The sequence below is a fragment of the Pirellulimonas nuda genome, assembly GCF_007750855.1.
Lineage (GTDB): Bacteria > Planctomycetota > Planctomycetia > Pirellulales > Lacipirellulaceae > Pirellulimonas > Pirellulimonas nuda.
The window spans coordinates 6,153,495-6,180,492 of the sequence record NZ_CP036291.1 but is presented as its reverse complement, the minus strand read 5'-3'; the positions used below and the strand labels follow the sequence as shown (position 1 = coordinate 6,180,492).

Genomic DNA, 26,998 nt, shown 5'->3' with positions numbered 1-26,998 from the left:
AATGCGGTGTTGACGCGTCTCAGTCGGCCGCCTACATTTCGTTACATGACGAAGTAAGGCAGTGACACGGTCCGGGTGTGATGGATCGAGATTCGCTTTGAGGCGGCCGCCATTCCCAGCCGGGTGGAAGAGTAAGAGGGCAGCCCTCGATACGCTTCCGGAAGAGTTGACTGGAGTCGACCATGACGAAAGACGCGAACGCCTGTCCCGAAACCGTTTGCCCGAACGGTCGCCTCGGCTTCTTGGACCGCTTCCTGACCTTGTGGATCTTTCTCGCGATGGCGGCGGGAGTCGCCATCGGGTGTTTGATGCCTGGCGTAGAGGCCTTCATCAACCAGTTTCAGGTTGGGACGACGAACGTGCCGATCGCCATCGGGCTGATACTGATGATGTACCCACCGCTAGCGAAGGTGCGGTACGAAGAGTTGGGAGACGTCTTCCGTGACTGGAAGGTGCTGGGGTTGTCACTCGTGCAGGACTGGGTGATCGGGCCGGTGCTGATGTTCGGCTTAGCGGCCCTATTTCTGCACGACTACCCCGAGTACATGACGGGCCTGATACTAATCGGGCTTGCGCGATGCATCGCGATGGTCATTGTCTGGAACGACCTGGCCAAGGGAGACGCCCAGTACGCCGCGGGGCTGGTCGCCTTCAACAGCGTTTTTCAGGTCCTGTTCTACAGCGTCTACGCGTGGTTCTTCATCACGTGGCTGCCGCCGCGGCTGGGGCTTGAGGGGAGCGTGGTCGAGGTGACGATGGGCCAGATTGCCCAGAGCGTCTCGATCTATCTCGGGGTCCCGTTCCTCGCCGGGATGTTGACAAGGCTCGTGCTGCTCAAGGCCCTGGGCCGCACTTGGTACGAGCAGACCTTCATCCCGCGCCTCAGCCCGCTAACGCTCGTGGCGCTGCTGTTCACTATCTTCGTAATGTTCAGCCTCAAGGGGGATCAGATCGTGCGGATCCCCGGCGACGTTCTCCTGATCGCCATTCCCCTGTTGGTCTACTTCGTTGTGATGTTCCTGGTGAGCTTCTTCATGGGGCGGCAGATCGGCGCCCCGTACCCTACGACCACTACGCTCGCGTTCACCGCGGCCAGCAACAACTTTGAGCTTGCGATCGCCGTGGCGGTTGCGGTGTTCGGAATCCATTCCGGGGCCGCGTTTGCGGCGGTCATCGGACCGCTGGTCGAGGTGCCGGTGATGATCGCCCTGGTGAGCGTTGCGTTCTGGTTACGGCGCCGCATCTACGGCGAGTCCACTCCGCGGGCATCCGCTTAGGCGCCGCGGCGCGGTTGCCCTGTTTGTCGCTCCGTGAAGCGAACTCGCCGTAGAGATCTTCTACAACGCGTTAGACCAGACGGCGGAGCCGTTGGGGGGCGAGCAATAAACCAAACGCCGCCGAGAGAATCATGGCAACACTCGAAGGTTCTGGCACTGAGGACAATGCAAGAGAAAAATCCCTGCCGCCTTGATCCTTTTCGACGCCGTCTTCATACCCTTTGCCTCCAGCATAGACGCTGCCCCCGGACCCTGCCGTAGTGCGGAACCATTCCCAGCCGGGGTTGGTCGTTCCCGAGAATCGCAGCAGGTAACCGCCGGCAGCTAAGTCAAGCGGAGCATCCAGCGTGATCGCGGCGATCGTGTCGACGCCGTCCACGTAGGGGAAGGTTACGGAGTCGGTGAGCAGGACATCGGCCGGCAACGGAGGATCGTCGTGGGTTGCCGCGTCCACGTCGGCGACTCTAGAGATCGTCATCGTCAGGGCTTTGTCGCCCGGCGCTCGATCGTCGTTCTGGTACATGAGAAAGATGCGGCGCAGCGAAAGAGGGTCGACCACCGTAAAACTCTGGGCGAGCGACGCATCCGCGTCGTCTCCGAACGACGATTCGGCTGGTGTTGCCGCAACAATCTCGGCGCCCGCTGGAAAGTTTCCCCCCATGTCGACCGATTGCACCGTGATGGACGCCGCGTTGGCGGCGGTTGCGGCCGTGACTAAGAGCACGCTCGGGATAGAGCGGGTCCACGCAGATTCAAGTTGTCGCATCATTAGAACTACTCCAGAAAAGAACAAACAAGAAAATCATCTCAACGCCCGGCTCCGACACCTCCGCACCCCACTACTCTTCCTTGCTGCTCAATTCCAGCTCCATGGAATTGTTTCCGCCGGCCTGCACGTCGACGCTCAGGCCCGAGCTGCGAGCCTGTGTGTAGCGCTTAGGTACAGGGACCCTCAGCTTCTTCTGCGACGCGTCCAATTCGTCCGCAGACAACGCTGCGACAGTCACTGGGTGCGTGCCGAGCTGCGCCCCGTCTCCGTCACCGTAGGTGCTCAACTCAAACGATCCGTCCGCTTGAATCAAGCCTTTGGCCATCCGCCCCTTCGACGGGATGACGTAGACGATCCCCTGCGGAAGGGGCTTGCCATCAAGCGTCACGTGACCGCTTACGGGGGCCGTGTCCAACTCATGGGATGAACTGCCACATCCAACCGGCAGCGACGCCAACACAGCGACAATTAGACATCCGCCAAAGGGTCTATCGCGAATCTTCATCTCAAGCACTATTCCTGTGTCATCGTTGGCTAGAATCGATGAGGTTGCCATCGTTCCGAGCAGCCAAGTTGAACAGCACGATCAACTCGATGTTCTCGTTGAAGAAGCTGGTGGAACCGTCGGTCATCGTAAAGTGGCACCCCCCCGGATGCTCTGAGCCAAATCCCATGTCGTTACGTGCCGGCCCCGGCCGGGCGCCGCTGTTGACGGCGTAGGCAAGGTTCTTGGCCCCGTACATGGACTTATCGACGGCGCCGGCGATCCAGGGGCGCGTGCGTTGAAACTCTGCTTCGCCGAACGCCGCCTCGCCGGCCAGAAAGGTGGAAGTCGTGCCGTCCACGACTTGACTCATCTTGGTCTTGCTGAATCGGAACATTACCCCGCTATTCGCGATCGGTCCGCCCGTTCCCTCGATGCATTCCAACTTGGTCACGCGCGACGTGCCGGTCAGTTTGGCTTCCATCGTGTAGGGCGACGTGTTGTCTGAGCAGAAGAACGGGATGCCAGCAGACAACTGGGTATTGGCGCCAAGGACGGCCAGGTAGTGGGTGTTCAGGTCGGAGGTCTCTCGTTCACCGAACCCTTCCGAGGCGTTGTTTCCAGGGCCGTACAGCGAAACGGGATCCAACTCGCTCCGTGAAGGGCAGCGCATCCCCGGCAGCGGGGTGGTCGCGGGCGCCTCGTTCTTGGGGTCGTACCATTCCACGGTGTCATCGATGCTGTCGTACAGGGCCTGCTCTTCCATGTAGGGAAGGATGAACACGATCCAGCTATGATCACGCCGCATCGGCGGAGTGCGGTTGGGGTTCAGCCAGTCCACCGCGGGGGGGAAGTGACCCCGAGCGCCCTCATAGTTGAGGCTCGCTAGCCCCACTTGACGCAGATTGTTGATACAACTGCTCCTCCGGGCTGCTTCGCGGGCGGCCTGTACCGCCGGCAGCAACAGAGCGACCAAGATGCCAATGATCGCTATTACGACCAGCAGCTCGACGAGCGTGAAGCCCCGAGTCAATCGATGGGGACGCTCGTGCAATTGACGATGGGCAGAAGGGATCAACTGGACCTCCGTTCTTGGTGTTTCCATGGCTTGAAGCCAGACAAGTCGCGTGAATGGAGAGCTGCAGGTCAACCCGCGCGACGCAGCCGATCGCGCGTCACTCCCGTTAAACCTACGTACGCCGCCGCCGACGACCGGCCAGGCGGCTTGCAGCCACACCGACGATGCCGCACAGCAGAATCGAAGACGGCTCTGGGACCTGACTCGACCCCGCCGCCAGCGGGATCGCGTTGATCGTCAAGGTCACGTTGCCGCCCAGACCCGGCGTGACCATCCGGGTGACGCTGAAGCCGGCCAACAGATTCGTGGGATCGTCGATCACCATCGAGCTGAAATCGCCCATGATCGATCCTGTCACGCTGCCGGAGGCGCCAAGGCTGTCCCGCCACGACGTGTAGTCTGCCGCGTCGATAACACCGTCCAGGTTTCCATCGGCCGTTACGTCGAAGTCGTCGTTGCCAAACGTTTCTGCCCACAAGGCGTAGTCCTCTTGGCCAACCGTGCCGTTCCCGTCGTAGTCGGCCGCCAGCGTTTCGGCGCCGCCGGAGATAATCACGAACGTGTCGCCGTCTGTCGGCACATAAGTGCCCTGGGTGGCATGCGTGGTCCCGGCGGCCAGTGCAGGATCAATGAGCACCTTGAGTTCGCCGCCGAGGGTGACGGTTCCTTCCGCAGTGATGGTATCGAACTGGCCGGCGCCGACGCCGGATATCTGCATGACGGTCGTCGAGCCCGCTTGAAGGGTAAGATCGCCCGATTGCCCCCGCCGTGTGGTCAGCCGGACATCATACGGCACGTGCGCCACTACGCCGCCGTTGAGATCCTCGAAGCCAACTTCCAGCGTGCCCCCGCTATTGACCGTGATTTCGCCGACTCGTGTGGTGAGAAAATCTTCTACCTCGTTGTGACCAACCTCCAAGAAGGCGTTCTGGTTCACGACAATTGCTCCACCCGAGAGTTGCCGCCGAATCTCGATGTCGACGAAGTTGTTTGCAATGAGTTGGCCAGTGAATCCGTCGGTCGGCAGGTGCGTAACGTTGTTGCCTTCTGGCGTCGTGTTGTCGTTCTCGAATCTATTCAACGACACCTCGCCGCCATCCGTTGGATTCGACGCCGTCCCGTTGACAGTGATGTTGCTCGATCCTCCCAGCCCGTCCGGCGCAAACAGCCGCCGTTCATCGCCATCAAACGTCGTCGTCAGATCGACCGTGACGTTGGCGTTCGCGGTGATTTGCCCGACGTTCATCAGCCGGACGCCTGTCGATCGGTGATCAATCTCTCCCGACTCGTTGACGATGATCTGATTCATGGCGCCGTTGTTTGCCAGGCTCATCGCAAATCGATTGTCTCCGGTCGAGTTCATTTCGACGGTCATGCCCCCCCCGGCGGGGCCCTCGTAGAGCACCTCGTTCCCCACGCCGTTGAACTGGAGCAGGCCGCCGAACTCGCTCATGTCGGTAAGAAAGAGCGTGCCGCCGGTGTCCAAGTTCACCTCCGCTGTGCCGCTTCCGGCCATGGTCATGTCGATTGCCGCGTCCCCACTTTCGGCGGTAATGGTCAGGTGGCCGTTGAGCTCCATCCGACCGAGCGGCTGGGTGCTGATGTCGCCGAGAAAGAATTCACCGTTGGTGGTTTCGGTGACGGTAGCTCCGGCCGCCACAGTGACGGAGGAAAGGTGGACGGAGCTAGCGGTGTAGTTCAAGGCGCCATCGTCTACGTTTAGTTGTGCACCGTTGTAGGTTTGCGAGCCGTCGGCGGTCACCGTGTGCCCGTTCACGACGTGGTGGGTGTAGTTCGGGTTCGGAGCGACGCCAACCGGAGCGAGGCCGTTGTCCCAGGTCGTCGCTGCCAACAGGCTGCCCGACTGCACGGAGAAGGTGTCGATCGGCGGTCCGTCCAGTGGAACTGAAGATAGGGCGAGCGAGAAATCGATACCGCTCGCGTCTTTCTCATCCCCGTTCTCGTAGCCCCTTCCATCGGCATAGGTGCTGCCGACGCTAGTGAGCGGTCGGAGCCACTCCCATCCGGGATTGGTTGTGCCGGAGAAATGGAGCATGTAGCCGCCCGGGCTCAGCGCCAGCGGAGTGCTCAGCTTGATACCCGCAATTGTGTCGGTGTTGCCCACATACGGGAACGTGACCGACTCGCTCAGCAAGAAGCTGTTGGGATCGGGTGGATCGACATAGCCGACAGCGGCGTTCACGTCGGCAACCGGGAAGATCGACAGTGTGAGCGTCTTGTCGCCCGTGGAAGCGGTGTCGTTCTCGTAGGCCAGAAAGATCGATTCGAGCGAAAAACCTGTGGTGACGGTAAAGCTTTGCCCGAGAGAAGTCGGAGCATCGTCACCGAAGGTGGATTGCGCGGGGGTGGCCGCGATTATTTCTGCACTCGCCGGGAAGAAACTCGGGTCTTCATTGATTTGGACGAATAGTTGGGCGTGCGACACCTGTGGCGTCGCCACAACAGCGAGCAAGAGCACTGCGAATGACGCGCCACGTCGTTTCTGTTGGGACAGTTCAACCATGAGATTTCTTGGTTTCGCAAGGAGATTTGGAGGAGCCTCATCGTCCTACAAGCTGCCGCCGAATCCGCAGCGGAATGCGAGCAGGATGACAAATAAGACCAAGGACGAGTTGCGACGCTGACTACTTCCGACCGCGCTGGGACGTGCGGAAGGGCATTAGAACAGCCGCCACTCAGGACAGGGCGAGCGCTCGGGGAAATTGGACAAGAAAAAGAGGGGATCCAGAGAAGTATTCCTCCAGCCCCGTTCTATGGCGCCCAGTCGGAGTGGGCGTACACCGCCAACTCAAGGGCCAAATGTGCCCCCGCTATCGCCCGATAGAGGGGCGTTCGAGATGATTCTTATTTCAAGCGGGATGCAGCCCCACCCGCGGCTCGTGCCGTGCGGTTCCCCGTGGTTGTTTGGCCGAGGGATTCGTGTGCGCGTCGCCGGCCTACTTGAATTCGTGTCCAGAAACCCGCATTGTAGGCCCTACTTGTGCAGGGAGATGCTTCTCCTGCAGCGGTTTAGCGGGATCGCACTAGTTCTTCGTCGGACCTCTTCAGCGACATGCCACCAGCCCAACCGCACCGCCGCGACCGAGACTCCGATGAGCCGATTTCTGCGGAACAGCGGCGCGAAGACTTCGCCAGGCTGCTGGCGCAGAACGAGCGCAGGGTGTACGCCTACATCCTAAGCCTGGTGCCGAGCTGGCACGACGCGGACGAGATTTCCCAAGAAACCAACGTGCGGCTGTGGAGCGAGCTGGACCGTTTCGAACCAGGCACCAACTTCACCGCCTGGGCGATGCGGGTAGCCCACTTCCAGGTGCTTACGTGGAGGAAACAGGCGTCGCGGAGCAAGCTGGTGTACAGCCAGGAGCTGGTGGACCTGGTGGCTGACACGCATGCCTGCAGCGGTGGGGCGGCCGACGAGCGGCACCAGGCGCTCGGCCATTGCATTGGGTCGCTGAGCAGCCGGAACCGCGATTTGCTTACGCAGTACTACGCCGAAGGGGCAAAGGTGAAGGATGTCGCCGAGAGATTGAAACGCACGACAGAGTCTGTCTACAAGGCGTTGCAACGGGTACGCCTGGCCCTGCACAAGTGCATCCAGGACACCATGGACCGGGAGGGAACGGCATGAACCGCAATCGCTACGAGGTAAGCTACTGTCGTGTCCACGACTACGTGACCAGCGAGCTGGAAGGCGCCGCCACGGCTTCGCAGCGGCGCGAGTTTGCCGCGCTGCTCGCGAGCGACGAGTCGGTGCGGCAGATTTACGTCGCCTACATGCAAGAGCAGACCAGCCTCCGTTGGTCCTACGCCAATCAGCCGCTCGACCTGCTCGACGAGGCGATGAACGAGGCCATGCACGGGGCGTTCGCGTCGCGCGCCGCGACGGCCGAGCGGCGACCGGGGGGCCGAGATCGCGTGCTTCCCTGGGCGGCGCTGCTGGGCTTTAGCGCTGCGGCGATCATCGCAGGCGTGGGCGTCTGGTTCGCAACCGGTGGCGATCGGCCGCACGCCGATCGGTTGGCAGCCGCCGGGGATGCGGCGCCGGTAGCGACCGCCGCGGGCGTCGTCCGGCAGGTGAACCAGGACGGCGGCCCGGTTCAACCAGGGATCGCCGCTGTGGCCACCGTCACTCGCATGATCGACGTCCGGTGGGCCGCGGACTCGATCTCGCCCGCCGAGCTCTCCCGCCTGCGTCCCGGCCAGACGCTCGACCTGATGGCCGGTCAGGTCGAGTTGCTGTTCGACACCGGCGTCGAAGTGGTCTTGGAGGGGCAGACGCACTTCAAGATCCTCACCGCGGGCAGCGCTTACAGCCAGCATGGCTCCATCGGCGCTCGGGTGGGCGAAGAGGCGCGTGGCTTCACCATCGAGACCCCCAGCGCGCGTGTGATCGACCTGGGGACGGAGTTCGGCGTCACGATCAGCGAACTGGGCGAAACCGAGGTCGCCGTCTTTCGCGGGATCGTGGACCTGACACTCGATGGATCGGAGAGCCGTGCGGTTTCGTCGATTACTAAGCGCCTGAATCAGGGCGAGGCGCTACGTGTGGGGAGCAACGGGGAGTTCCATCGCGTGTTCGCCGTACCGAGCGATCGTTTCCCGACGTCGTCGCCCGATCACCGCTTGCGGAGCACGGTGTCGCCGCTGATTTCCGACGTGCGGGACAATATCCGCGACTCGGACAGCAAGAAGTTCTACAAGATCGTACGCGGTGGTTTGCACGAGGACGCCCCCGCCTTTGTCGATCGCAACCACCAATGGAACGGCGTCGACGACCGGGGCATCCCACGCCAGTTGCGGGGCGCCGAGTACATCATGCCCTTTAACGACGATAAGCAACTGCGTAACCGCCTGGAGGTGACGCTGTATGTCGCCAAGCCGATTACGCTGTTCGTCTTCCTCAGCGACGCGGTCACAATCCCGCAATGGTTGCACGAGGGCGGATTCGTGGACACGGGCGACGACATCGGCCTCGATGAAGGCCCTTCGCGGTGGCACCCCACCAGCACAGGGCGACGCCACCTGGCGACCGGCGAGGGCAAGAGCGTCGACACCGTTTTTTCGATCTGGAAGCGAGAGGTGAAGGTCCCCTCAGAAGTCGTGCTGGGCGGCGTCGAGCGGCCGACCGACATCGACGGCTTCAACATGTACGGTATCGCTGCGACCCCGTTGTACTAGCTTGCCGCCCTGTCGATGGGCGGGTTCTCACTTTTCGAATCTCGCTCATCTGCCATGACGCACACAATCAAAAAGTCGAGGCGCACGCATGCGGTAAGTGGCGTGTTGGCGCTGGTGCTGATTGTCGCGTCACCGCAGCGCTCGATAGCCGCCGACTCATCGGACGCCGTTTCCGAACTGACGGCTCCCAAGCAGAACGTTCATCTCTATCTGTTGATCGGCCAATCGAACATGTCGGGCCGCGGAGAGATGTCTCCCAGCGATCGGCTTCCTGTCGCGGGCGTGTACGTGCTCGATAGCGACAATCACTGGAAACAGGCGGCGCACCCATTGCACTTCGACAAGCCAAAGATTGCCGGAGTCGGCCTCGGCATCGACTTTGCAACGCAGATGCGGATGTCCGATCCCAGCGTCACGATCGGGCTGGTGCCCTGCGCCGTGGGGGGGACTTCATTAAAACAATGGAGCAAGGGGGGCGAGCTCTACGAAGCGGCCGTCGCCCGAACCAAGCACGCAGAACAGCACGGCGTCCTTCGCGGAATCCTTTGGCACCAAGGGGAGGGGGATTGTGGCGAGAAGTCCGCGTCCACCTACGCACAACGGCTGGCCCGGCTGATCGCCGACCTGCGCAGCGACCTCGGCCAGCCGACGCTGCCGTTTGTGCTGGGCGAGATCGGCGAGTTCCGCGTCGGCGTGAAGGGGCGGAGCGACTTGGTGATCGAGCAGCAACAGAGCGTTCCGGGTCTGGTCGAGCACACGGCATGCGTCAGCGCCGAGGGGCTCGGCCACAAGGGGGACTTCTCGCACTTTGATGCGGAGGCCCTTCGCGAGTTTGGCCGACGCTACGCCGCGGAGATGCAATCGCTCGGCGACGCGGCCCGGAAGTGACGCACGGGGCGACGAACGCCAATCGCAGCGCCGGCCACGGCGGCTGCTACACGATCCTGAGGAACACGCGATGAGCCTGCGAACAAGCGCCGTCCTCTGCTGCCTGGCGACCGGATGGGTCGCCGCGAACAACGCGGCGTGCGCCCAGGCGCCCGCGCAACCGGCGTCGACGACCAAGCCGAATGTTCTGTTCATCATGGTCGACGACTTGAACGACTGGACAGGAGCGCTGCAGGGGCACCCGCAGGCCTACACCCCGAACCTAGACAAGCTCTTCCGCAGCGGCGCCGCGTTCACCAACGCCCATTGCTCCGCCCCGGTCTGCAACACCTCCAGGCACTCGCTCTTCACGGGGCTGCACCCCGCCAACACGGGTTGGCTCGGCACTACCGGCCTGGGGACGATCGAGAAGTCGTACGACGAAGTGCTCGCCGGGCGGCTCCCGATGCCCACCTTCTTCAGGAAGCACGGCTACACCACGCTGGCCGCGGGCAAGATCTTCCACAAAGGGGTCCAAGACTTCGACTACCCCTACTGGGACACGACGCGTTCCCCCAAGTACGGCTTTGTGAACGAGGCCCACGCAAAGGGCAAGTTTGGCCCCGGGCCGAAGGACGGCGGAGCGATCCGCCTGAAGCACGGCCACTCGGTCAGCGGCGACTCGCTGAGCTGGGAAGCGCTGGAGGAAGACGCGATCCCACCCAAAGGAATGCCAGACGAGCAAATCGCGGGTTGGGCCGTCAGGCAGCTTCGGCAAGACTTCGACAAGCCCTTCTTCATGGCGGTCGGCTTCATCAGGCCGCATGTTCCCTACACGGCGCCGAAGCGGTACTTCGATCGCTACCCCCTCGACTCGATTGAACTGCCACACATCCCGGAAGATGAGTTCTCAGACATCCCGCTGTACGGCAAGGCGATGGCCTACGGCACGCTGCCCGACGGCGACCATCGAGAAGTGCTGGACCTAAGCCCGACCTATTGGAAGGAGCTTGTACGCGCCTACCTGGCGTGCACAACCTTTGTCGACCACGAGATCGGCCGGGTGATCGACGCCCTGAAGCGCAGCCCCTACGCCGAGAACACGATCGTGGTGCTGTGCTCGGACCACGGTCAGCACCTGGGCGAGAAACGCCATTGGCGCAAGCAGGCGTTGTGGGAAGAGTCGACAAAGGTGGTGTTGTTCCTTTCTTACCCCGGTCAGAAGAATACCAACCTCTCCAACAATCGCCCGGTTAGCTTGATCGATATTTACCCGACCCTGGCGTCGCTGTGCGACCTGCCCGACCAGGGGCTCGACGGCGTTGACCTCACGCCGCTAACCGAGGACCCCAACGCCGAACGGGGCAAACCCGTGCTGACCACACGCTACTACAAGAACCATTCCCTCCGCAGCCAAGACTGGCGGTACACCCGCTACCGGGACGGCGCCGAGGAACTGTACGACCACCGGGTCGACCCGGGCGAACACCACAACCTGGCCAACCAGGCCCAGCACGCCGAGGTGCTCCAAGAGCACCGCAAATGGCTCCCCAAGCAGGACGCCCTGCCCCCCGGGAAAGACCATTTCCCACGCGACATGTACGACGCGCGGGTCGACCAGTTCAAGGCAGAAGGGGTTCCCTCTTGGCTTGAGTGAGCCGGGTGGCGCTGGTTTGGCGCCGGGCCTGCCTTCGTCGCGTTCCCAGAAAACCGGGCTTTTTCTGCTGTCGATGTCCAAAATCGGCCGAGCCGCGCCCTAATTAATGGGCTCTCCTCCAATTGACGCTCCGCGGCCCGCTGCGGCCGACGGAGCCGAGTGTCTAGAACGTCCGACTCCTCCCGCCCGTCAGCGACGCGTCGATCACCATGCCGAGGTTCTCCGCCACCGGTTGCTGCGCAGCGATCCTCCTTGCGCATGGCGCCGCCGTCGAAGCGGGCACGATTTACGACTTTGAGCTTGTCGGCCAGGGCGCGGTGATCGCCCGCGTTGCGGGCGACAACCAAACCGCGTTCCCCTCGGTCATCCACGTGCCCGATTGGATCGCCCCGGCCGATCGGGCCGACGCCGATGCAAACTACTACATGTACTACGGCACCCACGGCGGCCAGCACATCCGCATGAAGTGGGCCGCGTCGCTCGACGGCCCTTGGACCGATTTCGATCTGGGGGGCGTGTTCAATGGCCAGAGCCGCCGGGGCGTTTTCGACGTAGAAGCAGACCCTACTCGCGACACCTACGATCACGCGGCCGCCCCCGACGTGCACATCGACGACGCCAATCAGCGGATCATACTGTACTTCCACGGACAGAATCAGCCCTCGGAAACATCGTCCGGAGGAACACGAGCCACGCGGCGGCACGAGAGCTTTGTCACGACCAGTTCGACCGGCCTGAACTTCAACGACCCCCTCACGGCCGGTGGGGAGAGCGGGCGTGGTCCAGTAACAGTCACGGTGGACAACCTCACGCGCGACGTCTGGATCGGCGAAGACTACCAGCGCGCCTTCCAGAAGAACGGCGAGTGGTACTCCGTGGCGAAGCGGGCGATCATCAACGCGTCGCCCGACCCGCTGGATCCCTGGGCGCCGTCCGCCGCCGCCCCCTTCGGCGAGGCGTGGACCCGTGAAAACACGCCCGGCGACTTGTGGACCAACGACGCCTCGACCGTGCAGGACGACTACTACTCGCCGGGGGCTTCGTTCCTGGCCTCCTCCGAGTTCGCCAGCCACCCAAGAAACCCCAACCCGGGCGTCCGGGTTACGTCCAACGGCAACGACGAACGTCTGAACCACGTCAGCGTGAACCTGTTGTCGCCGGACGACCTCGAGGTGTTCTTCTACGTCCGCGAGGACCCGTCGGACCGCTTCGACGGCATCTATCGGATCGTGTACGACATCAGCGACCCCGACTTCCAGAACTGGTCGGTCAAGCGAGACAGCGTGGGGCAAGTTCTGTTCGACGTGGTGCTGACGCCACAGGAGCTCGCCGCCGCGGTACAGGCCGCTCACCCGGGCGCGGACCCTACTTATTTTGCAGACCCCGTGTCGCTGGGCGACACCGATATCTTTGTGGACGACGACGGGTCCAAATACCTCTTCCTGTCGTACGTGTCCCAGCAATTCGGGGGCGCTCAGGGCGAAGGCCAGATCACCACCGTCAGGCTGATACCGCACCTCTACGGCGACTACAACCAGGACGGCGTCGTCGATCTGGCCGACTACACCACCTGGCGTGACCGGCTTGGGCAGGCCGCCCCGCTGCCGAACACCGACCCCTACGACGGCGACGGCGTCGTGACCACCGCGGAGTACGACGTTTGGAGGTCGAACTTCGGCCTGCCCGGCGGCGCCGGCGCCGCTAGCCCAGCCGCCGCCGCGGTCCCGGAGCCGCCCGGCGTGTGGGCCATGCTGGCCGCCGCATTGGCGGGGCTCTACGCGGTCGCCCCCGGTGGGCGCCGCCGCGCGGTTCTTCTTCCGGTCGCAAGAGCCGGCCACAATCGCTCCCCGGCCGGCGCCAACGACTCTCTCTCTTGACGGTTCAAATCGCATGCACAACACACTCTCTCCTTCGATTCGACTGGCAGGGCTCGTTGCTGGGGCGCTGCTGCCCCTGGCGGCCGGCGGCCCGGCGGCCTTGGGCGCCGACTTCTTCATCTCGTCGCAGGCCGATTTCGACGCCTACCGCGGCGCGACGTTCGCCCCGGGCGACAACATCCTCTTCGAGCGGGGCAAGAGCTTCACGGGCATGTTTGCGCCGAAGACCGCCGGCGCGGCCGGCAACGTGATCACCATCTCCGCCTACGGCGAGGGGAACCGGCCGGTGCTCAACAACCAGGGGGTCATCCACCCGCACCCCACGCGGTCGGGCGCCACCGTGTCGGCCGGCCTGCTGCTCTTTAACTCCGAGTACGTAGAAGTAAGCGACCTCGAAATCACCAACAACAACGGCGGCAACCAGTCCGCAGACCTGTTCGGGATCTACGTACTGGGAGAAGACACCGGCAAGATCCACAACCACATCTACCTCAACAACAACTACGTCCACCACATCAACGGCGGCGTCGCCGGCAAGAAGCGCGGCGGCATCCACGTGCACGGCTACTCGCCCACCAGCTCCCGGGCCACCACCTACAACGACGTGCGGATCGTCAACAACGTCATCGATCAGATCGGCGGCGTTGGCATCGGCACCGATATCGACGACGCCGACATCGAAGACGCACAAGACTTCCAGGGCGACCAGCGGGCCAACGCCATCAAGAACCTCTACGTGGCGCACAACTGGGTCGGCAACACCGGCCGGAACTCCGTGATCGCCCGCGACAGCGACCACGCCGTGTACGAGTACAACACGTCGGCCAACAGCAGCCGCCACAGCACCGGAAACAGCTTCTTCAACTTCAAGACGATCGGCCTCACGTTCCAGTACAACGAGGCCTACGGCAACGTCGGCGAGCCGGGCGACCACGACCGGGGCGGCTTCGATGCGGACTACAAGTCCAAGGGCACCGTCATCCAGTACAACTACAGCCACGGCAACCACTGGTTCGCGAGCGTCATGAAGAAGCCGCTCACCGACGTAACCATCCGGTACAACCTGAGCGTCAACGACCTGCACGGCGCCTACCACTACGGCTTCGAAGGGGAGACCGACGCCACCGACGTCAAGATCTACAACAACACCCACTTCTTCAGCCGCGGCATCACCCCCGAGCTGATCGGGCCGAACCTCGAACGGACCCCGCTGAACACCACGTTCAACAACAACATCTTCTACAGCAGCGGCTCCGGGGCCGCCGGCGCCAACGCAGACAACGGCCAGAACGTGGTCTACGACACCAACGTCTACTTCCGCATCACGCCCCCCACCTCCGAGGTGAACCCGCTCACCGACAACCCACGTTTGGCCGGCCCCGGCGCCGAGCCCTACGACGTCGACATGGAGTTCGGCAGGCACGTGCTGGACGGGTACCGCCTGGCCGAAAACTCTCCCTACTTCGGCCAAGGGATCGTGATGCCCAACAACGGCGGACTCGACTTTTGGGGCGTCCCGGTCCCCGCCGACGCCGCCGAGCTCGGCGCAAGCCAGCGGGCGCCGGTGGGCGGCGTTCCGGGCGACTTCAACGGCGACGGCGCCGTCGACCTGGCCGACTACACCGTCTGGCGCGACAACCTCGGCGCCCAAGAGGGCGGCTCGGTGCTCGCTGGAAACGGCTCCGGCGGCGTCGTCGACCAGGAGGACTACACGCTCTGGAAGAACAACTTCGGGACCGGACCGGCGCTCTTGACCGGCGGCGTGGTTCCGGAGCCCTCGCCCGCATCGCTGCTGCTGGTGGGGGTTGCCGCGGCCCATTGGGTCCTGCGTTTGGCGAAGTCGCCAGAGGCGCCGCAGCCCGGCTCCCGCTAACGCCAGCGGGCAGCCCGCGGGCCCGCCCGCGCCGAAACCTTTTGTCCTTTTGTCCGGCGTCTGCCGCGGTAGAAAATCGGACAAAACCCCCCCTCGGCCGGCGTTTCCCCTGGTTTTTCGGGTGGCGGCAGCGTGGCCCCCTGCCGGATCGTTGAAACGGACGACTCCCGAGGCGTGTCGCCGGACAAAACTCCCCATCAATCGGACACCTCCCGGACAAAAGTCGGCGCCCCTTTCGGGCGCCTCGACCGCCGCGCGCAGAAACAGACCTAGATTGTCGGCGAGGGGGTGGCTATTTGCGAGCGCATTCTTGCGCAATCGCCGCTCGCGTAGAGAGCCACCCGGGGCGGGCCGCCAGCGGGCTAGCGCGCTGTGAAACCGGCGAGCGGGCTCGGGCCCCGCAACAACAAGAGGCCCAAGCCCGCTGCGCCGACGATCGCCGCTAGGCCCAGCGTTGATGGCTCGGGCACGGCTTCGGGAACGGGGGCGGCCAGGCCGGCCGCGGAAGCGGCCAAAGCCATCATCGGGTCGTACGCCGAGAAATCGGGGACCGCTTCTCCGAACTGCGCGCTCCAGGCCTCGTACCCGCCGGCGCCCGCAAGGTCGCTCCCCGCGGCCCCGTCGCGCAGCGCGGTGTAGTCGGCCGCGTCCACCACGCCGTCCTCGTTGAGGTCGTAAAACGGTTGCGAGCGCGCCACGGCCCGCAGTTGATACTCAAAGAAGTCGGCGCCCCCTTCCGGGGGCTGCGTGCCGCCCCGCAGGTACATCCACGGCCCGATCATTGCGGCCAGCAGTTCTACCGACGAGCCTTCCGCGGTGCTGCCGGTCAGCCGGTAGACGTCGAAAGGGGCGCCGAGCGGCAGGAGCTCGCCGACCAGCCCGCTGAGGTTCAAGGCTTGGTCGACGTTGATCACGCGGGCGGGGGCGGGGCCATGCGACACGACCGAGCAGTACACCTGTGCGTTCAGAAAGCCGGCGCCGCCGAACCCGGCGGCGCTGTGGTAAAAGTCGTACTCGCCCGCCAGGCGGTATCGTGCGTCGTACCCCGCAAAACCCCCCGTCAGCTGCAGCGTGCTCAGCCGCGGCACGACGTGAAAATGCTCCAGCACCTCTGCGGGTCGTTGGGCCAGGCCTTGTGCGCAGCAGGCGGCCAGAGCCAGCGACAGGACGACGGCAAACGCCCGTGGCATGAGATTAACTCCTCGAGGCAAGGCTGGTCCAAACGCCGGCAGGAGCGATCCTCAGCGTCAAAGCCCGCCGTCCATCGTAGCACACTAGCCGTCCTAGCGGCCTCGCTGCTACGCCCTGGCGGCGGACGGGGCCAACGAAAACGGGCCGGTCGCTGTGCGACCGGCCCGTTGCAGGTTTCGGAGTGCTGTCGCGTCGCGTAGGACGCTATTCCTGACCGCCGCCGCCGCCCAGCAGGGCGTCCAGGCCGGTCGCCGGGGGCGCTTCCTTCTTGGGCTGCTCGGCCTCGCCGTTGCCGGCCGCGGCTTCTAGCAGCGGGAAGGCCCGTTCGAGCACGCTGGCCTTCTCGGCCGCGAGGGCCTCGAGCGCTTCGGGGCGGATCCGCACCTCGGCCTCTTGGATGGTGCGGAAGCCGGTTCCGGCCGGGATCAAGTGGCCAAGGATCACGTTCTCCTTGAGGCCGACCAGGTGGTCGGTCCGCCCCGCCAGGGCCGCCTCGGTGAGCACCTTGGTGGTCTCCTGGAAGCTGGCGGCCGAGATGAAGCTGCTGCTCTGCACCGACGCCTTGGTGATGCCCAAGAGCTGCGTCGAAGAACTGGCCTTCTTGGTGCGCGAGCCCTTGGCGATCTCGCCCCCGAGGGCCTCGATCTGGGCGTTGGTCTGCTCCAGCACTTCCTTCGGGACGATGGCGCCCACGCTGAAGTCGCTGTCGCCCTTCTCGCTGATCTTGACGCAGGAGGAGACCTGGTCGTTGGCCACGCGGAAGTCGTACTTGTCGATCACCGAGCCGGGCAGCAGGTTCGTGTCGCCCGGGTGCTCGACCCGCACCTTGCGGAGCATCTGCGAGACGATGATCTCGATGTGCTTGTCGTTGATCTCGACGCGTTGGGCCCGGTAGACGTTCTGGATCTCGCGGGTCAGGTACTGCTGCACCGCCTCCTCGCCCGAGACGCGGAGGATGTCGTGCGGCACCAGCGGCCCGTCAACCAGCGAGTCGCCGGCTCGCACCTCGTCGCCCGAGTGGACCCGGAGGTGCTTGTTGTGGGTGACCAGGTGCTCGCGCTCGACGCCGGTGGTGCTGCGGACCACGATCGACCGCTTGCCCCGCTTCTTCTCCGGCATGATCTCGACCACGCCGTCGATCTCGGCGATCACCGCCGGGTCTTTCGGCTTGCGGGCCTCGAAGATCTCTGTCACCCGCGGCAGACCGCCGGTGATGTCCTGGGTGCCGGCCGCGACACGGGGGGTCTTGGCGACCAGCGTGCCGGCGACAATGACGTCTCCTTCCTTGACTTCCAGGTAGGCCTTCTCGGGCATGTAGTGGAAGTCGAGGATCTTGCCGTCCTTGACGTCTTCGATCACCACCTGCGGGTGGAGGTCGCCCTTGTGCTCCATCATCAGGTAGCGGGTGTAGCCGCTGGCGTCCTTCTCGGACCGCATGGTCTCGCCCTCGACCAGGTCTTCGAAGCGGATCTTGCCCCCCTTCTCCGCGAGGATCGGGATGGAGTGCGGGTCCCATTCGCAGAGGACCTGGCCCTTCTTGACCATCTCGTTCTCTTTGACCTTGATCACGGCGCCGGTGGGCACTTCGTGCTTCTCGATCTCGCGTCCCTTCTCGTCCACCAGGGCGACCTCGCCGTTGCGGCCGAGCACCACCAGCTCGCCTTCGGCGTTGTGCACCGCGTTGAGCTTGGCGAACTTCGCCACGCCCCCCTTGTTGGCCTTGGTGTCGCTCTGCTCAACGTTGCCGGTGGCGACGCCGCCGATGTGGAACGTCCGCATGGTGAGCTGCGTGCCGGGCTCGCCGATGCTCTGGGCGGCGATGATGCCCACCGCCATCCCTTCTTCCACCATCGAGCCGGTGGAGAGGTCCATGCCGTAGCACTTGCGGCACACCCCCAGCGCGGCGTCGCAGGTCATCGGGCTGCGGACCTGGATCTTTTCCAGGCCGAGCTGCTCGATCTTGCGGCCGACATCGGCGGTGATCAGCTCGTTCTCTTGAACGATCTTCTCGTCGGTGATGGGGTTGACGATGTTCTGCCGGCTGACGCGTCCGCGGATCGAGTCGGCCAGGCCGACCTCCACCTTCTCGCCCCGGTAGATGATGCCCTTGGTGATGCCCTGGGTGGTGCCGCAGTCGTCGAGCGTGATCACCACGTTCTGGGCGACGTCGGCCAGCTTACGGGTGAGGTACCCGGAGTCGGCCGTCTTGAGGGCGGTGTCCGCCAACCCCTTGCGGGCGCCGTGGGTGCTGGAGAAGTACTCGAGCACCGTGAGCCCCTCGCGGAAGTTGGCCTTAATGGGCGTCTCGATGATCTTGCCGGACGGCTTGGCCATCAGCCCCCGCATGCCGCCGAGCTGACGCATCTGCTCGACGCCGCCTCGGGCGCCGGAGTGCGCCATCAGGTAGATCGGGTTGACGTACTGGCCGGGGCGGAAGTCGATCTTCAGCGCGTCCATCATCTCCTGGGTGATCTGCTCGCGGGCGTGGGTCCAGGCGTCGAGGACTTTGCTGTAGCGTTCGTTCTCCGTGATGATGCCGCGTTGGTAGTTCTTGTTGTGCTTGATGACCTCCTTCTCGGCGACCCCCAGGATCTTCTGCTTGGTGTCCGGGGTCACTAGGTCGTCGGTGGCGAAGGAGAGCCCGCTGCGGGTGGCCATGCGGAACCCGGTGCGGTTCATGTCGTCCAGCAGCTCGATGGTCTGCCGGCGGCCGAGGATCTCGTAGCAGTCGCTGATGACCCGCGAGAGCTCGCTGGAACGCATCGGCACGTTGTAGTAGGGCATGCCGTCGGGGAGCATCTCGTTGAAGATGACCCGCCCGACGGTGGTCTCAACCACCTTGCCGGCCGCGTTGGGGTTGCCCAGCTCGTCACGCAGCACCCGGCTCTCGGGGAGGCGGACCTTGATCTTGGCGTGCGTGTGCACCTTGCCCAGCGAGTGGGCCATCTCCACTTCTTCAAAGTTGGAGAAGGCCATGCCGTCGCCCGGGGCCTCGGGGACGTCCATCGTGATGTAGTAGCTCCCCATCACCACGTCCTGGCTGGGGCTGATGATCGGCGCCCCGTTCGAGGGGCTGAAGATGTTGTGGGTGCTCATCATCAGCGTGTGAGCCTCCACCTGGGCCTCGATCGACAGCGGCAGGTGGACCGCCATCTGGTCGCCGTCAAAGTCGGCGTTGAAGCCCTTGCACACCAGCGGGTGCAGGTTGATGGCGTTGCCTTCCACCAGGATCGGCTCGAACGCCTGGATGCCCATGCGGTGCAGCGTGGGCGCCCGGTTCAACAGCACCGGGTGGTTGGTGATCACCTCTTCGAGGATGTCCCACACCTCTTCGTCCTTCCGCTCCAGCATCTTCTTGGCGGACTTGATCGTGTCGGCGTGGCCCAGCTCCTTCAGGCGGCGGATGATGAACGGCTGGAACAGCTCCAGCGCGATCTTCTTCGGCAGGCCACACTGGTGCAGCCGCAGCTTGGGGCCGACCACGATCACGCTCCGCGCGGAGTAGTCCACCCGCTTGCCGAGCAGGTTCTCGCGGAACCGGCCCTGCTTGCCCTTGATCATGTCGGTGAGCGACTTGAGCGGGCGGTTCGAGGAACCGAGCACGGGCCGCTTGCAGCGGTTGTTGTCGAACAACGCGTCGACGCTCTGCTGCAGCATCCGCTTCTCGTTGCGGATGATCACCTCGGGCGCGTTCAGGTCGACCAGCTTCTTGAGCCGGTTGTTGCGGTTGATGATCCGCCGGTAGAGGTCGTTCAGGTCGCTCGTGGCGAAGTTGCCGCTGTCCAGCAGCACCAGCGGGCGCAGGTCGGGGGGGATCACCGGGATCACGTCCAGCACGATCCACTCCGGCTTGTTGTCGGAGTCGCGGATCGCCTCGACGGTCTTGAGCCGGTTGATCAGGTCCTTGGCCTTCTGCTTGCTGCCGGTCTCCTTGAGCTCAACCCGCAGCGTATCGCTCAGCGTCACGAGGTCGAGCGACATCAGCAGCTTGCGGACCGCCTCGGCGCCCATGTCGGCCTCGAACGTGCCCTCGCCGTACTGTTCACGGGCTTGGCGGTACTCCTCTTCGGTCAGCATCTGCTGCATCTTGAGGGGGGTGTCGCCAGGGTTGGTGACCACGTAATCCTGGAAGTAGATCACCTTTTCGAGGCTGGTGGTCTTCATCGCGAGCAGCGAACCCAACCGGCTCGGCATCGCCTTGAAGAACCAGATGTGCACCACCGGCGCCGCCAGCTCGATGTGGCCCATCCGCTTGCGCCGCACGCGGCTGTGCGTAACCTTCACGCCGCAGCGGTCGCAGATCATCCCCTTGTACTTCATGCCGCGGTACTTGCCGCAGGCGCACTCCCAGTCTTTCTCCGGGCCGAAGATGCGCTCGCAGAACAGCCCGTCCTTCTCGGGCCGGTACGTGCGGTAGTTGATCGTCTCGGGCTTCTTGACCTCGCCGAACGACCAGCTACGGATGTCGTGCGGTCGCGCAAGGCTGATCTTGACCGAGGCGTAGTCGTTGATGCGGTCGTAGTTTGACGTTTCGAGCAAGCTCATCTTTCACTCCTATGGAAGGATTGCAAATTGCAAATTGGTCATTGCAAATTGCAAATTGAAGGATGGATCGACCTATCCGTCCTTCTTGGTGATTCCTTTGGCGGTCGCTATCGATTGGCCGATGATGCGGGCAAGTTGCTCAGATTCATCGATCACTCATCTAGACGACCCTGCGTAAGCAGTTCGGTCTTTACCGCAAGCCGCAGCCAGCCCCTCGTTTCGCGAATCTCTTTCAAACAAATCCCAAGCTTGTGGGGGAAGTCTTTTCGACTCTCCGCCGCACAAGCCTCTTGGTAGTTCACAGCGGGCGATGTGCAACTTCGGATCAACTGTCCCGCAACGTGCCTTCCGAGACGACTGTCTGGCAAGCTCTACGCCGCCTTCGCGGCGCGAGCAGCAAACTCCAGCAGACGATCTCCCAACTCAATCGAGTTCATGCCCGGGACCGTCAAATTTGCAATTTGCAATGATCAATTTGCAATCCGTTGCCCCGCCGGCACGTTCTCCTTACCTCGTTAATCCTGTAGCTGTCTTCGCCATCAACCGCGTGTGACGCATCTCTGTCATCGCTACTGCCAGAGCAGCCCCACAACTACTAGTAGGGCCGTGCAAGCGAGTGCAACCGTTCGAACAAGTTCATCAACGGAATAATCCCTCGTACGGGCAACGACAGCAAAGGTGGCTGCTGCGGCAAGCGACGCCACGGACGCGCTAACAACCGCAATCGTGTTGACCTGAGCCAACCTGTCATCACCCAATACAAATCCCCACAAACCAATGTAAACAACGGCGTACGCCCAACCGAGTGTGCTCAGAAATACCAGCAGCACGCTTGCCAACAGCAGCATCGTTCTATTGGTCATCGTGCAAATCGATTTAACGCGATTCAACGTCCCCAATCAATGCGAAGGAAGGTTTACACTTTGCAATCCGTTGCACCGCCGAACGCACATCCCCACCATCCCCCTTCCGTCAGCCAACCTAAAGAGTCCGCTTCTCAAGCTGCATGTTCAGCCCCAACCCACGGATCTCATTGGTGAGCACGTCGAAGCTGGCCGGCGTGCCGGCCTCCAGCGTGTTCTCGCCTTTGACCATCGATTCGTAGATCTTGGTGCGGCCCTCGACGTCGTCGCTCTTGACCGTCAGCAGCTCCTGCAGGATGTACGCGGCGCCGTACGCTTCCAGGGCCCACACTTCCATCTCGCCGAACCGTTGGCCGCCGAAGCGGGCCTTGCCTCCCAGCGGCTGCTGGGTGATCAACGAGTAGGGTCCTGTGCTGCGGGCGTGCACCTTGTCGTCGACCAGGTGGTGCAGCTTCAGCATGTAGATGTAGCCGACCGTGGTGTCCTGCTCGAACGGCTCGCCGGTGCGGCCGTCTCGCAGACGCGCCTTGCCGGAGCGGGGCAGGCCCGCCTCGACCAGGCAGTCGTTGATCTCGTCCTCGTTGGCGCCGTCGAACACCGGCGTGACCGCGCGGAAGCCGAGCTTGGCGCCCGCCCAGCCAAGGTGCGTCTCGAGGATCTGCCCCACGTTCATACGGCTCGGCACGCCCAACGGGTTGAGCATGATCTGCACCGGGGTGCCGTCTTCCAAGAACGGCATGTCCTCGACGGGGAGGATCTTGGAGATCACGCCCTTGTTCCCGTGCCGGCCGGCCATCTTGTCGCCGACGCTGATCACCCGCTTGGTGGCGATGTAGCACTTGACCATCTGCAGCACGCCGCTGCGGAGTTCGTCGCCACGCTTCATGCTGTTGAGCTTGCGGTCGCGATGGTCGATCGCTTCTTCAACGGCCGGCCAGATCCGTTTGTAGGCCTGCTCGACTTCTTTCTGCCGGTCGGGACTGCGGATATCGAGCGCTTCAAGTCGGAAACCATTTGCCTTCTCAGCGGCGAACGCGGCGTCCTGCTCGTGGACGATGGAATTACCGTCGTCGTCGAGCAGCTTCTTCTTAAGGATGCCTTCAATCTCAGAGACCAATCCCGCGAACGCCTTGGCGATGGCCTCGTTGCCTTCCTTCTCGGCCGCCTTCAGGTTGCGCTCGAACTCCTTGCGCTCTTCCTCGGTGAGGCTCATCCGCCGCGAGAACTTCTGCGTGTCGATCACGATCCCTTCGATGCCCGAGGGGACCTCCAACGAGTCGTTCTTCACGTCTTCGCCGGCGCGCCCAAAGATGGCGTGCAGCAGCTTCTCTTCCGGCGTCAGCTCCGTCTTGCTCTTGGGGGAGACTTTGCCGACCAGGATATCACCAGGCTCGACAAAGGTTCCGACGCGCACGATGCCCGTCTCGTCCAGGTTGCGGAGCATCTTCTCGCTGACGTTGGGGATGTCTCGCGTGAACTCTTCACGCCCCAATTTCGTCTCGCGGATCTCGACGTCGAACTCTTCGATGTGGATCGACGTGTAGGTGTCCTTCTGCACCAGCTCTTCGCTGATGATGATGGCGTCTTCGAAGTTGTAGCCATCGAAACTCATGAACGCGACCAGCACGTTGCGCCCCAGGGCCAGGTCGCCTTGGAACGTCGCGGCGCCGTCGGCGATGAACTGCCCCTTCTCCACCTTGTCGCCCGGACGGACGATCGGCTTCTGGTTCTGGCAGGTCCGCTCGTTCAGGCCGACGAACTTCCGCAGGTGGTGCACCTCGGGGCCGATCTCGATGCGGTTGGCGTCGACGTACGTGACGGTCCCCTTGTGCCCGGCGCGGACGATCATGCCGGAGTGGCGTGCGACGTCGCGCTCCAGACCGGTGCCGACCACCGGGGGCTCGGCCACCAGCAGCGGCACCGCTTGCCGCTGCATGTTGCTGCCCATGAGCGCGCGGTTGGCGTCGTCGTGCTCCAGGAACGGGATCAGGCCGGCCGAGACGCCGATCATCTGGCTCGGCGCCACGTCGATGTACTCGATCTTGTCGGTCGGCGCGAGGATGAAGTCGGCGCGGTGACGGGCGACCAGCGTGTCCCCCTCAATCTTGCCGTTCTTCACCGGCGCGTCGGCCGAGGCGACGTACGCCTCGTGCTCTTCGTCGGCCCGTAGCCAAACGACCTCTTCGGTCAGCTTGGCGTTCTTCACCTTCCGGTAGGGGGTGATGAGGAAGCCGTAGTCGTCCACCGACGCGTACATCGCCAGGCTGGAGATGAGGCCGATGTTGGTCCCTTCCGGCGTCTCGATCGGGCAGATCCGGCCGTAGTGGCTGATGTGCACGTCGCGCACCTCGAAGCCGGCCCGTTTGCGGTTCAAACCACCCGGGCCCAACGCCGAGAGCCGGCGTTCGTGCGTGAGCATTGAGAGCGGGTTGGTCTGGTCGACCACCTGCGACAGCTCGCCCCGGCCGAAGAAGTACTCGATGGCGGCCGAGATGCTCTTCGGGTTGATCAGGCTGCGGGGGGTCATGTCCTCCGCGTCCTTCAGGCTCATCCGCTCCTGCACGGTGCGGCGGAGCTTGAGGAAGCCCTTACGCAGCTCGTCCGCGGCCAGCTCGTCGATCGTCCGCAGACGCCGGTTGCCGAGGTGGTCGATGTCGTCCACGTACGCCGGGCCCTCGCCCGCGGCGAGGTCCAGGATGTACTGCACCGCGCTGATCAGGTCCTCGGGACGCAGCGTCATCTCTTCTTCGGAGACGTCCAGGTTCAGCTTGCGGTTCATCCGGAACCGACCGACCCGGCCGAGCCGGTAGCGGTTGGTGTCGAAGAACTTCTCGGCGAACAGCGTGCGGGCCTTTTCGAGCTGCGGCGGGTTCCCCGGACGCAGCCGCTGGTAGATCCGCAGCAGCGCCTCTTCGTGGCTGCTGGTGACGTCGTCCGACAGGGCGTTGAGCAGGTGGCCCGTCTTCGGGGGCTCCATCACCTCGACGCTCTTCACGCCGGACGAGCAGATCGTCTCCGCCATCGTCTTGGTGATCTTCGTGCCGCACTCCGCGATGATCTCGCCCCCGCGCTCGCTGCCGACGGGGTAGACCACGTCGTCCACGGCGACCTTGCCCTCGATCTTGGCGACGCTGCGGCCGTCAACGATCTTCTGCACCTCGGTCTTGGCGAACGCGCGGAGCAGCGCGGCGTCGTGCCCCATCTCGGGCGACATCGCCCGCAGCAGCATCATGATGGAGAACTTGCCGCTCTGGTCGATGCGGACGGTGATCGTGTCTTTCTTGGTGGTGTTGATCTCGATCCAGCTGCCGCGCTCGGGGATCACCCGGCAGGAGTAGACGCGGCGTTCGCCCGCCTCGACCTCGGAGACGAAGTCGATGCCGGGGCTGCGGTGCAGCTGGCTCACCACCACGCGCTCGGCGCCGTTGATGAGGAACTCGCCGCCGCCCATCATGATCGGCAGGTCGCCCAGGTAGACCTCTTCCTCGATCGGCTCGTCCTTGTTCAGCCGGAGCCAGATACGCAGCGGCCGGCCGTAGGTGAGCCGCAGCTGCCGGCACTCGTCCGGCTCGTAGCGGGGCTTGCCCAGTTCGTAGCGTACGTAGTCGAGGCTGATCGACTTGTCGTAGCTCTCGATCGGGAAGATCTCGCGCAGCACCCCCTCGAGGCCCTCGTCCTTGCGCTTCTGCTGGCCGCCGCCGGGCTTGTGCTGCAGGAAGCGGTCGTAGCTCACGGTCTGGATCTGCGTGAGGTCCGGGATTTCGTAGCTCTCACGCTGGCTGCCGAAGTGACGCACTTGCGGAGTAACCAAACGACGCTGCGCGGGGACCGCCATGGGCTATTGCTCCCTCGGGGTAGAAAGAATCAGACCGGCGCAATCACCAAGGGCGCCGCGGAGCGGCGCGCACTCCTGGCGCTCGGCGCGCGGGCCGAAGCAGGCTGGGGCAAGACGAACGGGAAAGCTCATCCGGGACCTTGGAGGAAGAACCGGAATCGGTCCCGCCGCCGGGCCCCGCGGGGTGCGGGGCGGCCGACGGCCGGAAAACGCGGGGCGGGGCCGGCCCCCCGACCTGTCGCCAAAGCGACCAGTCGGAAGGGCCCGGCGTCCCGCAAGGCCGGGCGGGGGGTCGATCGCTACTTGATCGACACCTTGGCGCCGGCTTCTTCCAGTTCCTTCTTGACCTTCTCGGCGTCCTCTTTGGACACGCCTTCCTTGATCGGCTTGGGCGCGCCCTCGACCAGGTCCTTCGCCTCTTTGAGGCCCAGGCCCGTGGCGCCGCGGACGACCTTGATCACGCTGATCTTGTTGTCGCCGAAGCTCTCAAGGATGACGTCGAACTCGGTCTGCTCTTCGGCAACAGCCGCTCCGCCGCCGCCGTCGGCGGGGCCGGCCATCATCACCGCGCCGCCGGCGGCCGGCTCAACGCCGTTGGCCTTCAGGCAGTCGCGGATTTCAATTAGTTCCTTCAGGGTCTTGCCCATCAGGTTCTCGACCCAGCTCTCGGTGTCCTTAGAAAAGGACTGGGCGGGCGCGTCGGCAACGGCCGTGGCGTCATCGGACATGGTAAAGCTCCTCTACGCGAAGGGGTGGTGGATTGGGTCTGGTTTTACGTTGAACTCGGTCGGTGTGGACGGGGTCTGGGGCTACTGGGCGGCGGGCGTCTCCCCTTCTTCTTGACGCTCGATGAGCGTCTTCACCTGAGCCGCGATATCCGTCGCGGGACCGGTGAGTTGGCTGGCGATTTGCGACGGCACGCTCATGATCTGGCCGGCCACGATGCTGATCAGCTCCGTCCGGCTCGGCCACTTGCTGACCTGCTGCACCTCGTCGGCGGAAAGGTGCGCGCCGTCCAGCACCCCACCCAGGGGCGTGAAGGGCTTGTACACGTCCGCCTTGGCGATGCTGGTCACTTCCTTCGCGAGCGAGACGATATCGTCTCCGCCCCAGACCAACGCCATCGCCCCCTCGGCGCCCTCGAACGCCGCGGCGAGCGCCGTCCCCTCGGTGGCGCGGAGCGCGAGGCTCTTCTTTACCACCATCAGGTGCATGTGCTTCTCGCGGAGCTGCTTCCGCAACGCCACGCTAGCCTCGGCCTCCATGCCCACAACATTGACCAACAACGCTTCCTCCACGCCGTTCCAACGGGAACGGAGGTCGTCGGTCATCAGGTCTTTGACAAACTTGCTCATCGAAGCAGAAGGTGGCTAGTGCTGGGAGACTGGTGAGTCGCGACGGAGCTGATCTCAAAATCCGGGTTGCTGTCGCAAACAGGTCATCGCAAATAGGTTGCCGTCGGCGGCGCGACGGGGCTGCTGTG

General features: G+C 63.8%; 18 protein-coding genes. 7 read left to right on the top strand and 11 right to left on the bottom strand.

Translation table 11 applies throughout. The features are described 5' to 3' along the window. The first annotated feature begins 182 nt into the window (after nucleotides 1-182). Nucleotides 183-1,277 carry an ACR3 family arsenite efflux transporter gene (arsB, locus tag Pla175_RS24005; protein ID WP_145291569.1) on the top strand — a complete coding sequence of 365 codons (1,095 nt, stop codon included), beginning with the start codon at nucleotides 183-185 and terminating at the stop codon, nucleotides 1,275-1,277. 70 nt (nucleotides 1,278-1,347) lie between these two features. Here arsB and Pla175_RS24000 read toward each other — a convergent pair whose 3' ends face one another. From Pla175_RS24000 to Pla175_RS23985, 4 genes are all read right to left on the bottom strand, one after another. After that, nucleotides 1,348-2,046 (bottom strand): hypothetical protein, encoded by a 699-nt coding sequence (locus Pla175_RS24000; RefSeq protein ID WP_145291567.1) that lies wholly within the window; start codon nucleotides 2,044-2,046, stop codon nucleotides 1,348-1,350. Between the two features lie 70 nt (nucleotides 2,047-2,116). Then, nucleotides 2,117-2,434 (bottom strand): hypothetical protein, encoded by a 318-nt coding sequence (locus Pla175_RS23995; protein ID WP_145291565.1) that lies wholly within the window; start codon nucleotides 2,432-2,434, stop codon nucleotides 2,117-2,119. Nucleotides 2,435-2,570: 136 nt separating this feature from the next. Next, nucleotides 2,571-3,635, bottom strand: a complete 1,065-nt coding sequence (locus tag Pla175_RS23990) for a DUF1559 domain-containing protein (RefSeq protein WP_145291563.1) — start codon at nucleotides 3,633-3,635, stop codon at nucleotides 2,571-2,573. Nucleotides 3,636-3,720: 85 nt separating this feature from the next. After that, a complete protein-coding gene (locus Pla175_RS23985) occupies nucleotides 3,721-6,132 on the bottom strand; it encodes an autotransporter outer membrane beta-barrel domain-containing protein (protein ID WP_145291561.1) in 2,412 nt (803 codons plus the stop codon). Between the two features lie 549 nt (nucleotides 6,133-6,681). On the opposite strand from Pla175_RS23985, the gene Pla175_RS23980 reads away from it, so the two are divergent. From Pla175_RS23980 to Pla175_RS23955, 6 genes are all read left to right on the top strand, one after another. Further along, nucleotides 6,682-7,257, top strand: a complete 576-nt coding sequence (locus tag Pla175_RS23980) for a sigma-70 family RNA polymerase sigma factor (RefSeq protein WP_145291558.1) — start codon at nucleotides 6,682-6,684, stop codon at nucleotides 7,255-7,257. Beyond that, nucleotides 7,254-8,807 (top strand): FecR family protein, encoded by a 1,554-nt coding sequence (locus tag Pla175_RS23975; RefSeq protein WP_145291556.1) that lies wholly within the window; start codon nucleotides 7,254-7,256, stop codon nucleotides 8,805-8,807. The genes Pla175_RS23980 and Pla175_RS23975 overlap by 4 nt, the downstream gene beginning before the upstream one ends. Before the next feature lie 54 nt (nucleotides 8,808-8,861). Then, on the top strand, nucleotides 8,862-9,695 hold the full coding sequence (locus tag Pla175_RS23970; RefSeq protein WP_145291553.1) for a sialate O-acetylesterase: 834 nt from the start codon (nucleotides 8,862-8,864) through the stop codon (nucleotides 9,693-9,695). A gap of 70 nt (nucleotides 9,696-9,765) precedes the next feature. Continuing rightward, nucleotides 9,766-11,331 carry a sulfatase gene (locus tag Pla175_RS23965; RefSeq protein ID WP_197527114.1) on the top strand — a complete coding sequence of 522 codons (1,566 nt, stop codon included), beginning with the start codon at nucleotides 9,766-9,768 and terminating at the stop codon, nucleotides 11,329-11,331. 209 nt (nucleotides 11,332-11,540) lie between these two features. Beyond that, on the top strand, nucleotides 11,541-13,208 hold the full coding sequence (locus Pla175_RS23960; RefSeq protein ID WP_145291548.1) for a hypothetical protein: 1,668 nt from the start codon (nucleotides 11,541-11,543) through the stop codon (nucleotides 13,206-13,208). 13 nt (nucleotides 13,209-13,221) lie between these two features. Continuing rightward, nucleotides 13,222-15,081, top strand: a complete 1,860-nt coding sequence (locus Pla175_RS23955; RefSeq protein WP_145291547.1) for a hypothetical protein — start codon at nucleotides 13,222-13,224, stop codon at nucleotides 15,079-15,081. A gap of 362 nt (nucleotides 15,082-15,443) precedes the next feature. On the opposite strand, the gene Pla175_RS23950 is transcribed toward Pla175_RS23955, so the two are convergent. From Pla175_RS23950 to rplJ, 7 genes are all read right to left on the bottom strand, one after another. Continuing rightward, nucleotides 15,444-16,271 carry a hypothetical protein gene (locus tag Pla175_RS23950; protein ID WP_145291544.1) on the bottom strand — a complete coding sequence of 276 codons (828 nt, stop codon included), beginning with the start codon at nucleotides 16,269-16,271 and terminating at the stop codon, nucleotides 15,444-15,446. Between the two features lie 205 nt (nucleotides 16,272-16,476). Continuing rightward, the gene (gene rpoC / locus Pla175_RS23945; RefSeq protein WP_145291541.1) at nucleotides 16,477-20,817 is read right to left on the bottom strand and encodes a DNA-directed RNA polymerase subunit beta'; all 4,341 of its coding nucleotides are present in this window, start codon (nucleotides 20,815-20,817) and stop codon (nucleotides 16,477-16,479) included. 152 nt (nucleotides 20,818-20,969) lie between these two features. Beyond that, complete coding sequence (locus Pla175_RS26675; RefSeq protein WP_231954041.1) at nucleotides 20,970-21,119, bottom strand: four helix bundle protein; 150 nt, start codon at nucleotides 21,117-21,119, stop codon at nucleotides 20,970-20,972. Between the two features lie 267 nt (nucleotides 21,120-21,386). Beyond that, nucleotides 21,387-21,665 (bottom strand): hypothetical protein, encoded by a 279-nt coding sequence (locus Pla175_RS23935; RefSeq protein WP_145291539.1) that lies wholly within the window; start codon nucleotides 21,663-21,665, stop codon nucleotides 21,387-21,389. A gap of 133 nt (nucleotides 21,666-21,798) precedes the next feature. After that, complete coding sequence (gene rpoB / locus Pla175_RS23930) at nucleotides 21,799-25,515, bottom strand: DNA-directed RNA polymerase subunit beta (RefSeq protein WP_145291536.1); 3,717 nt, start codon at nucleotides 25,513-25,515, stop codon at nucleotides 21,799-21,801. A gap of 299 nt (nucleotides 25,516-25,814) precedes the next feature. Beyond that, nucleotides 25,815-26,243 (bottom strand): 50S ribosomal protein L7/L12, encoded by a 429-nt coding sequence (gene rplL, locus Pla175_RS23925; RefSeq protein WP_145291534.1) that lies wholly within the window; start codon nucleotides 26,241-26,243, stop codon nucleotides 25,815-25,817. 81 nt (nucleotides 26,244-26,324) lie between these two features. Next, on the bottom strand, nucleotides 26,325-26,870 hold the full coding sequence (rplJ, locus tag Pla175_RS23920; RefSeq protein ID WP_145291532.1) for a 50S ribosomal protein L10: 546 nt from the start codon (nucleotides 26,868-26,870) through the stop codon (nucleotides 26,325-26,327). Between the last annotated feature and the right edge of the window lie 128 nt (nucleotides 26,871-26,998).

Excerpts from the sequence above, each read along its gene's own strand:
- arsB (WP_145291569.1), top strand. The coding sequence starts at position 183 with ATGACGAAAGACGCGAACGCCTGTCCCGAAACCGTTTGCCCGAACGGT.
- Pla175_RS24000 (WP_145291567.1), bottom strand. The coding sequence starts at position 2,046 with ATGATGCGACAACTTGAATCTGCGTGGACCCGCTCTATCCCGAGCGTG.
- Pla175_RS23990 (WP_145291563.1), bottom strand. The coding sequence starts at position 3,635 with ATGGAAACACCAAGAACGGAGGTCCAGTTGATCCCTTCTGCCCATCGT.
- Pla175_RS23985 (WP_145291561.1), bottom strand. The coding sequence starts at position 6,132 with ATGGTTGAACTGTCCCAACAGAAACGACGTGGCGCGTCATTCGCAGTG.
- Pla175_RS23980 (WP_145291558.1), top strand. The coding sequence starts at position 6,682 with ATGCCACCAGCCCAACCGCACCGCCGCGACCGAGACTCCGATGAGCCG.
- Pla175_RS23975 (WP_145291556.1), top strand. The coding sequence starts at position 7,254 with ATGAACCGCAATCGCTACGAGGTAAGCTACTGTCGTGTCCACGACTAC.
- Pla175_RS23970 (WP_145291553.1), top strand. The coding sequence starts at position 8,862 with ATGACGCACACAATCAAAAAGTCGAGGCGCACGCATGCGGTAAGTGGC.
- Pla175_RS23965 (WP_197527114.1), top strand. The coding sequence starts at position 9,766 with ATGAGCCTGCGAACAAGCGCCGTCCTCTGCTGCCTGGCGACCGGATGG.
- Pla175_RS23960 (WP_145291548.1), top strand. The coding sequence starts at position 11,541 with ATGCCGAGGTTCTCCGCCACCGGTTGCTGCGCAGCGATCCTCCTTGCG.
- Pla175_RS23955 (WP_145291547.1), top strand. The coding sequence starts at position 13,222 with ATGCACAACACACTCTCTCCTTCGATTCGACTGGCAGGGCTCGTTGCT.
- Pla175_RS23950 (WP_145291544.1), bottom strand. The coding sequence starts at position 16,271 with ATGCCACGGGCGTTTGCCGTCGTCCTGTCGCTGGCTCTGGCCGCCTGC.
- rpoC (WP_145291541.1), bottom strand. The coding sequence starts at position 20,817 with ATGAGCTTGCTCGAAACGTCAAACTACGACCGCATCAACGACTACGCC.
- Pla175_RS23935 (WP_145291539.1), bottom strand. The coding sequence starts at position 21,665 with ATGCTGCTGTTGGCAAGCGTGCTGCTGGTATTTCTGAGCACACTCGGT.
- rpoB (WP_145291536.1), bottom strand. The coding sequence starts at position 25,515 with ATGGCGGTCCCCGCGCAGCGTCGTTTGGTTACTCCGCAAGTGCGTCAC.
- rplL (WP_145291534.1), bottom strand. The coding sequence starts at position 26,243 with ATGTCCGATGACGCCACGGCCGTTGCCGACGCGCCCGCCCAGTCCTTT.
- rplJ (WP_145291532.1), bottom strand. The coding sequence starts at position 26,870 with ATGAGCAAGTTTGTCAAAGACCTGATGACCGACGACCTCCGTTCCCGT.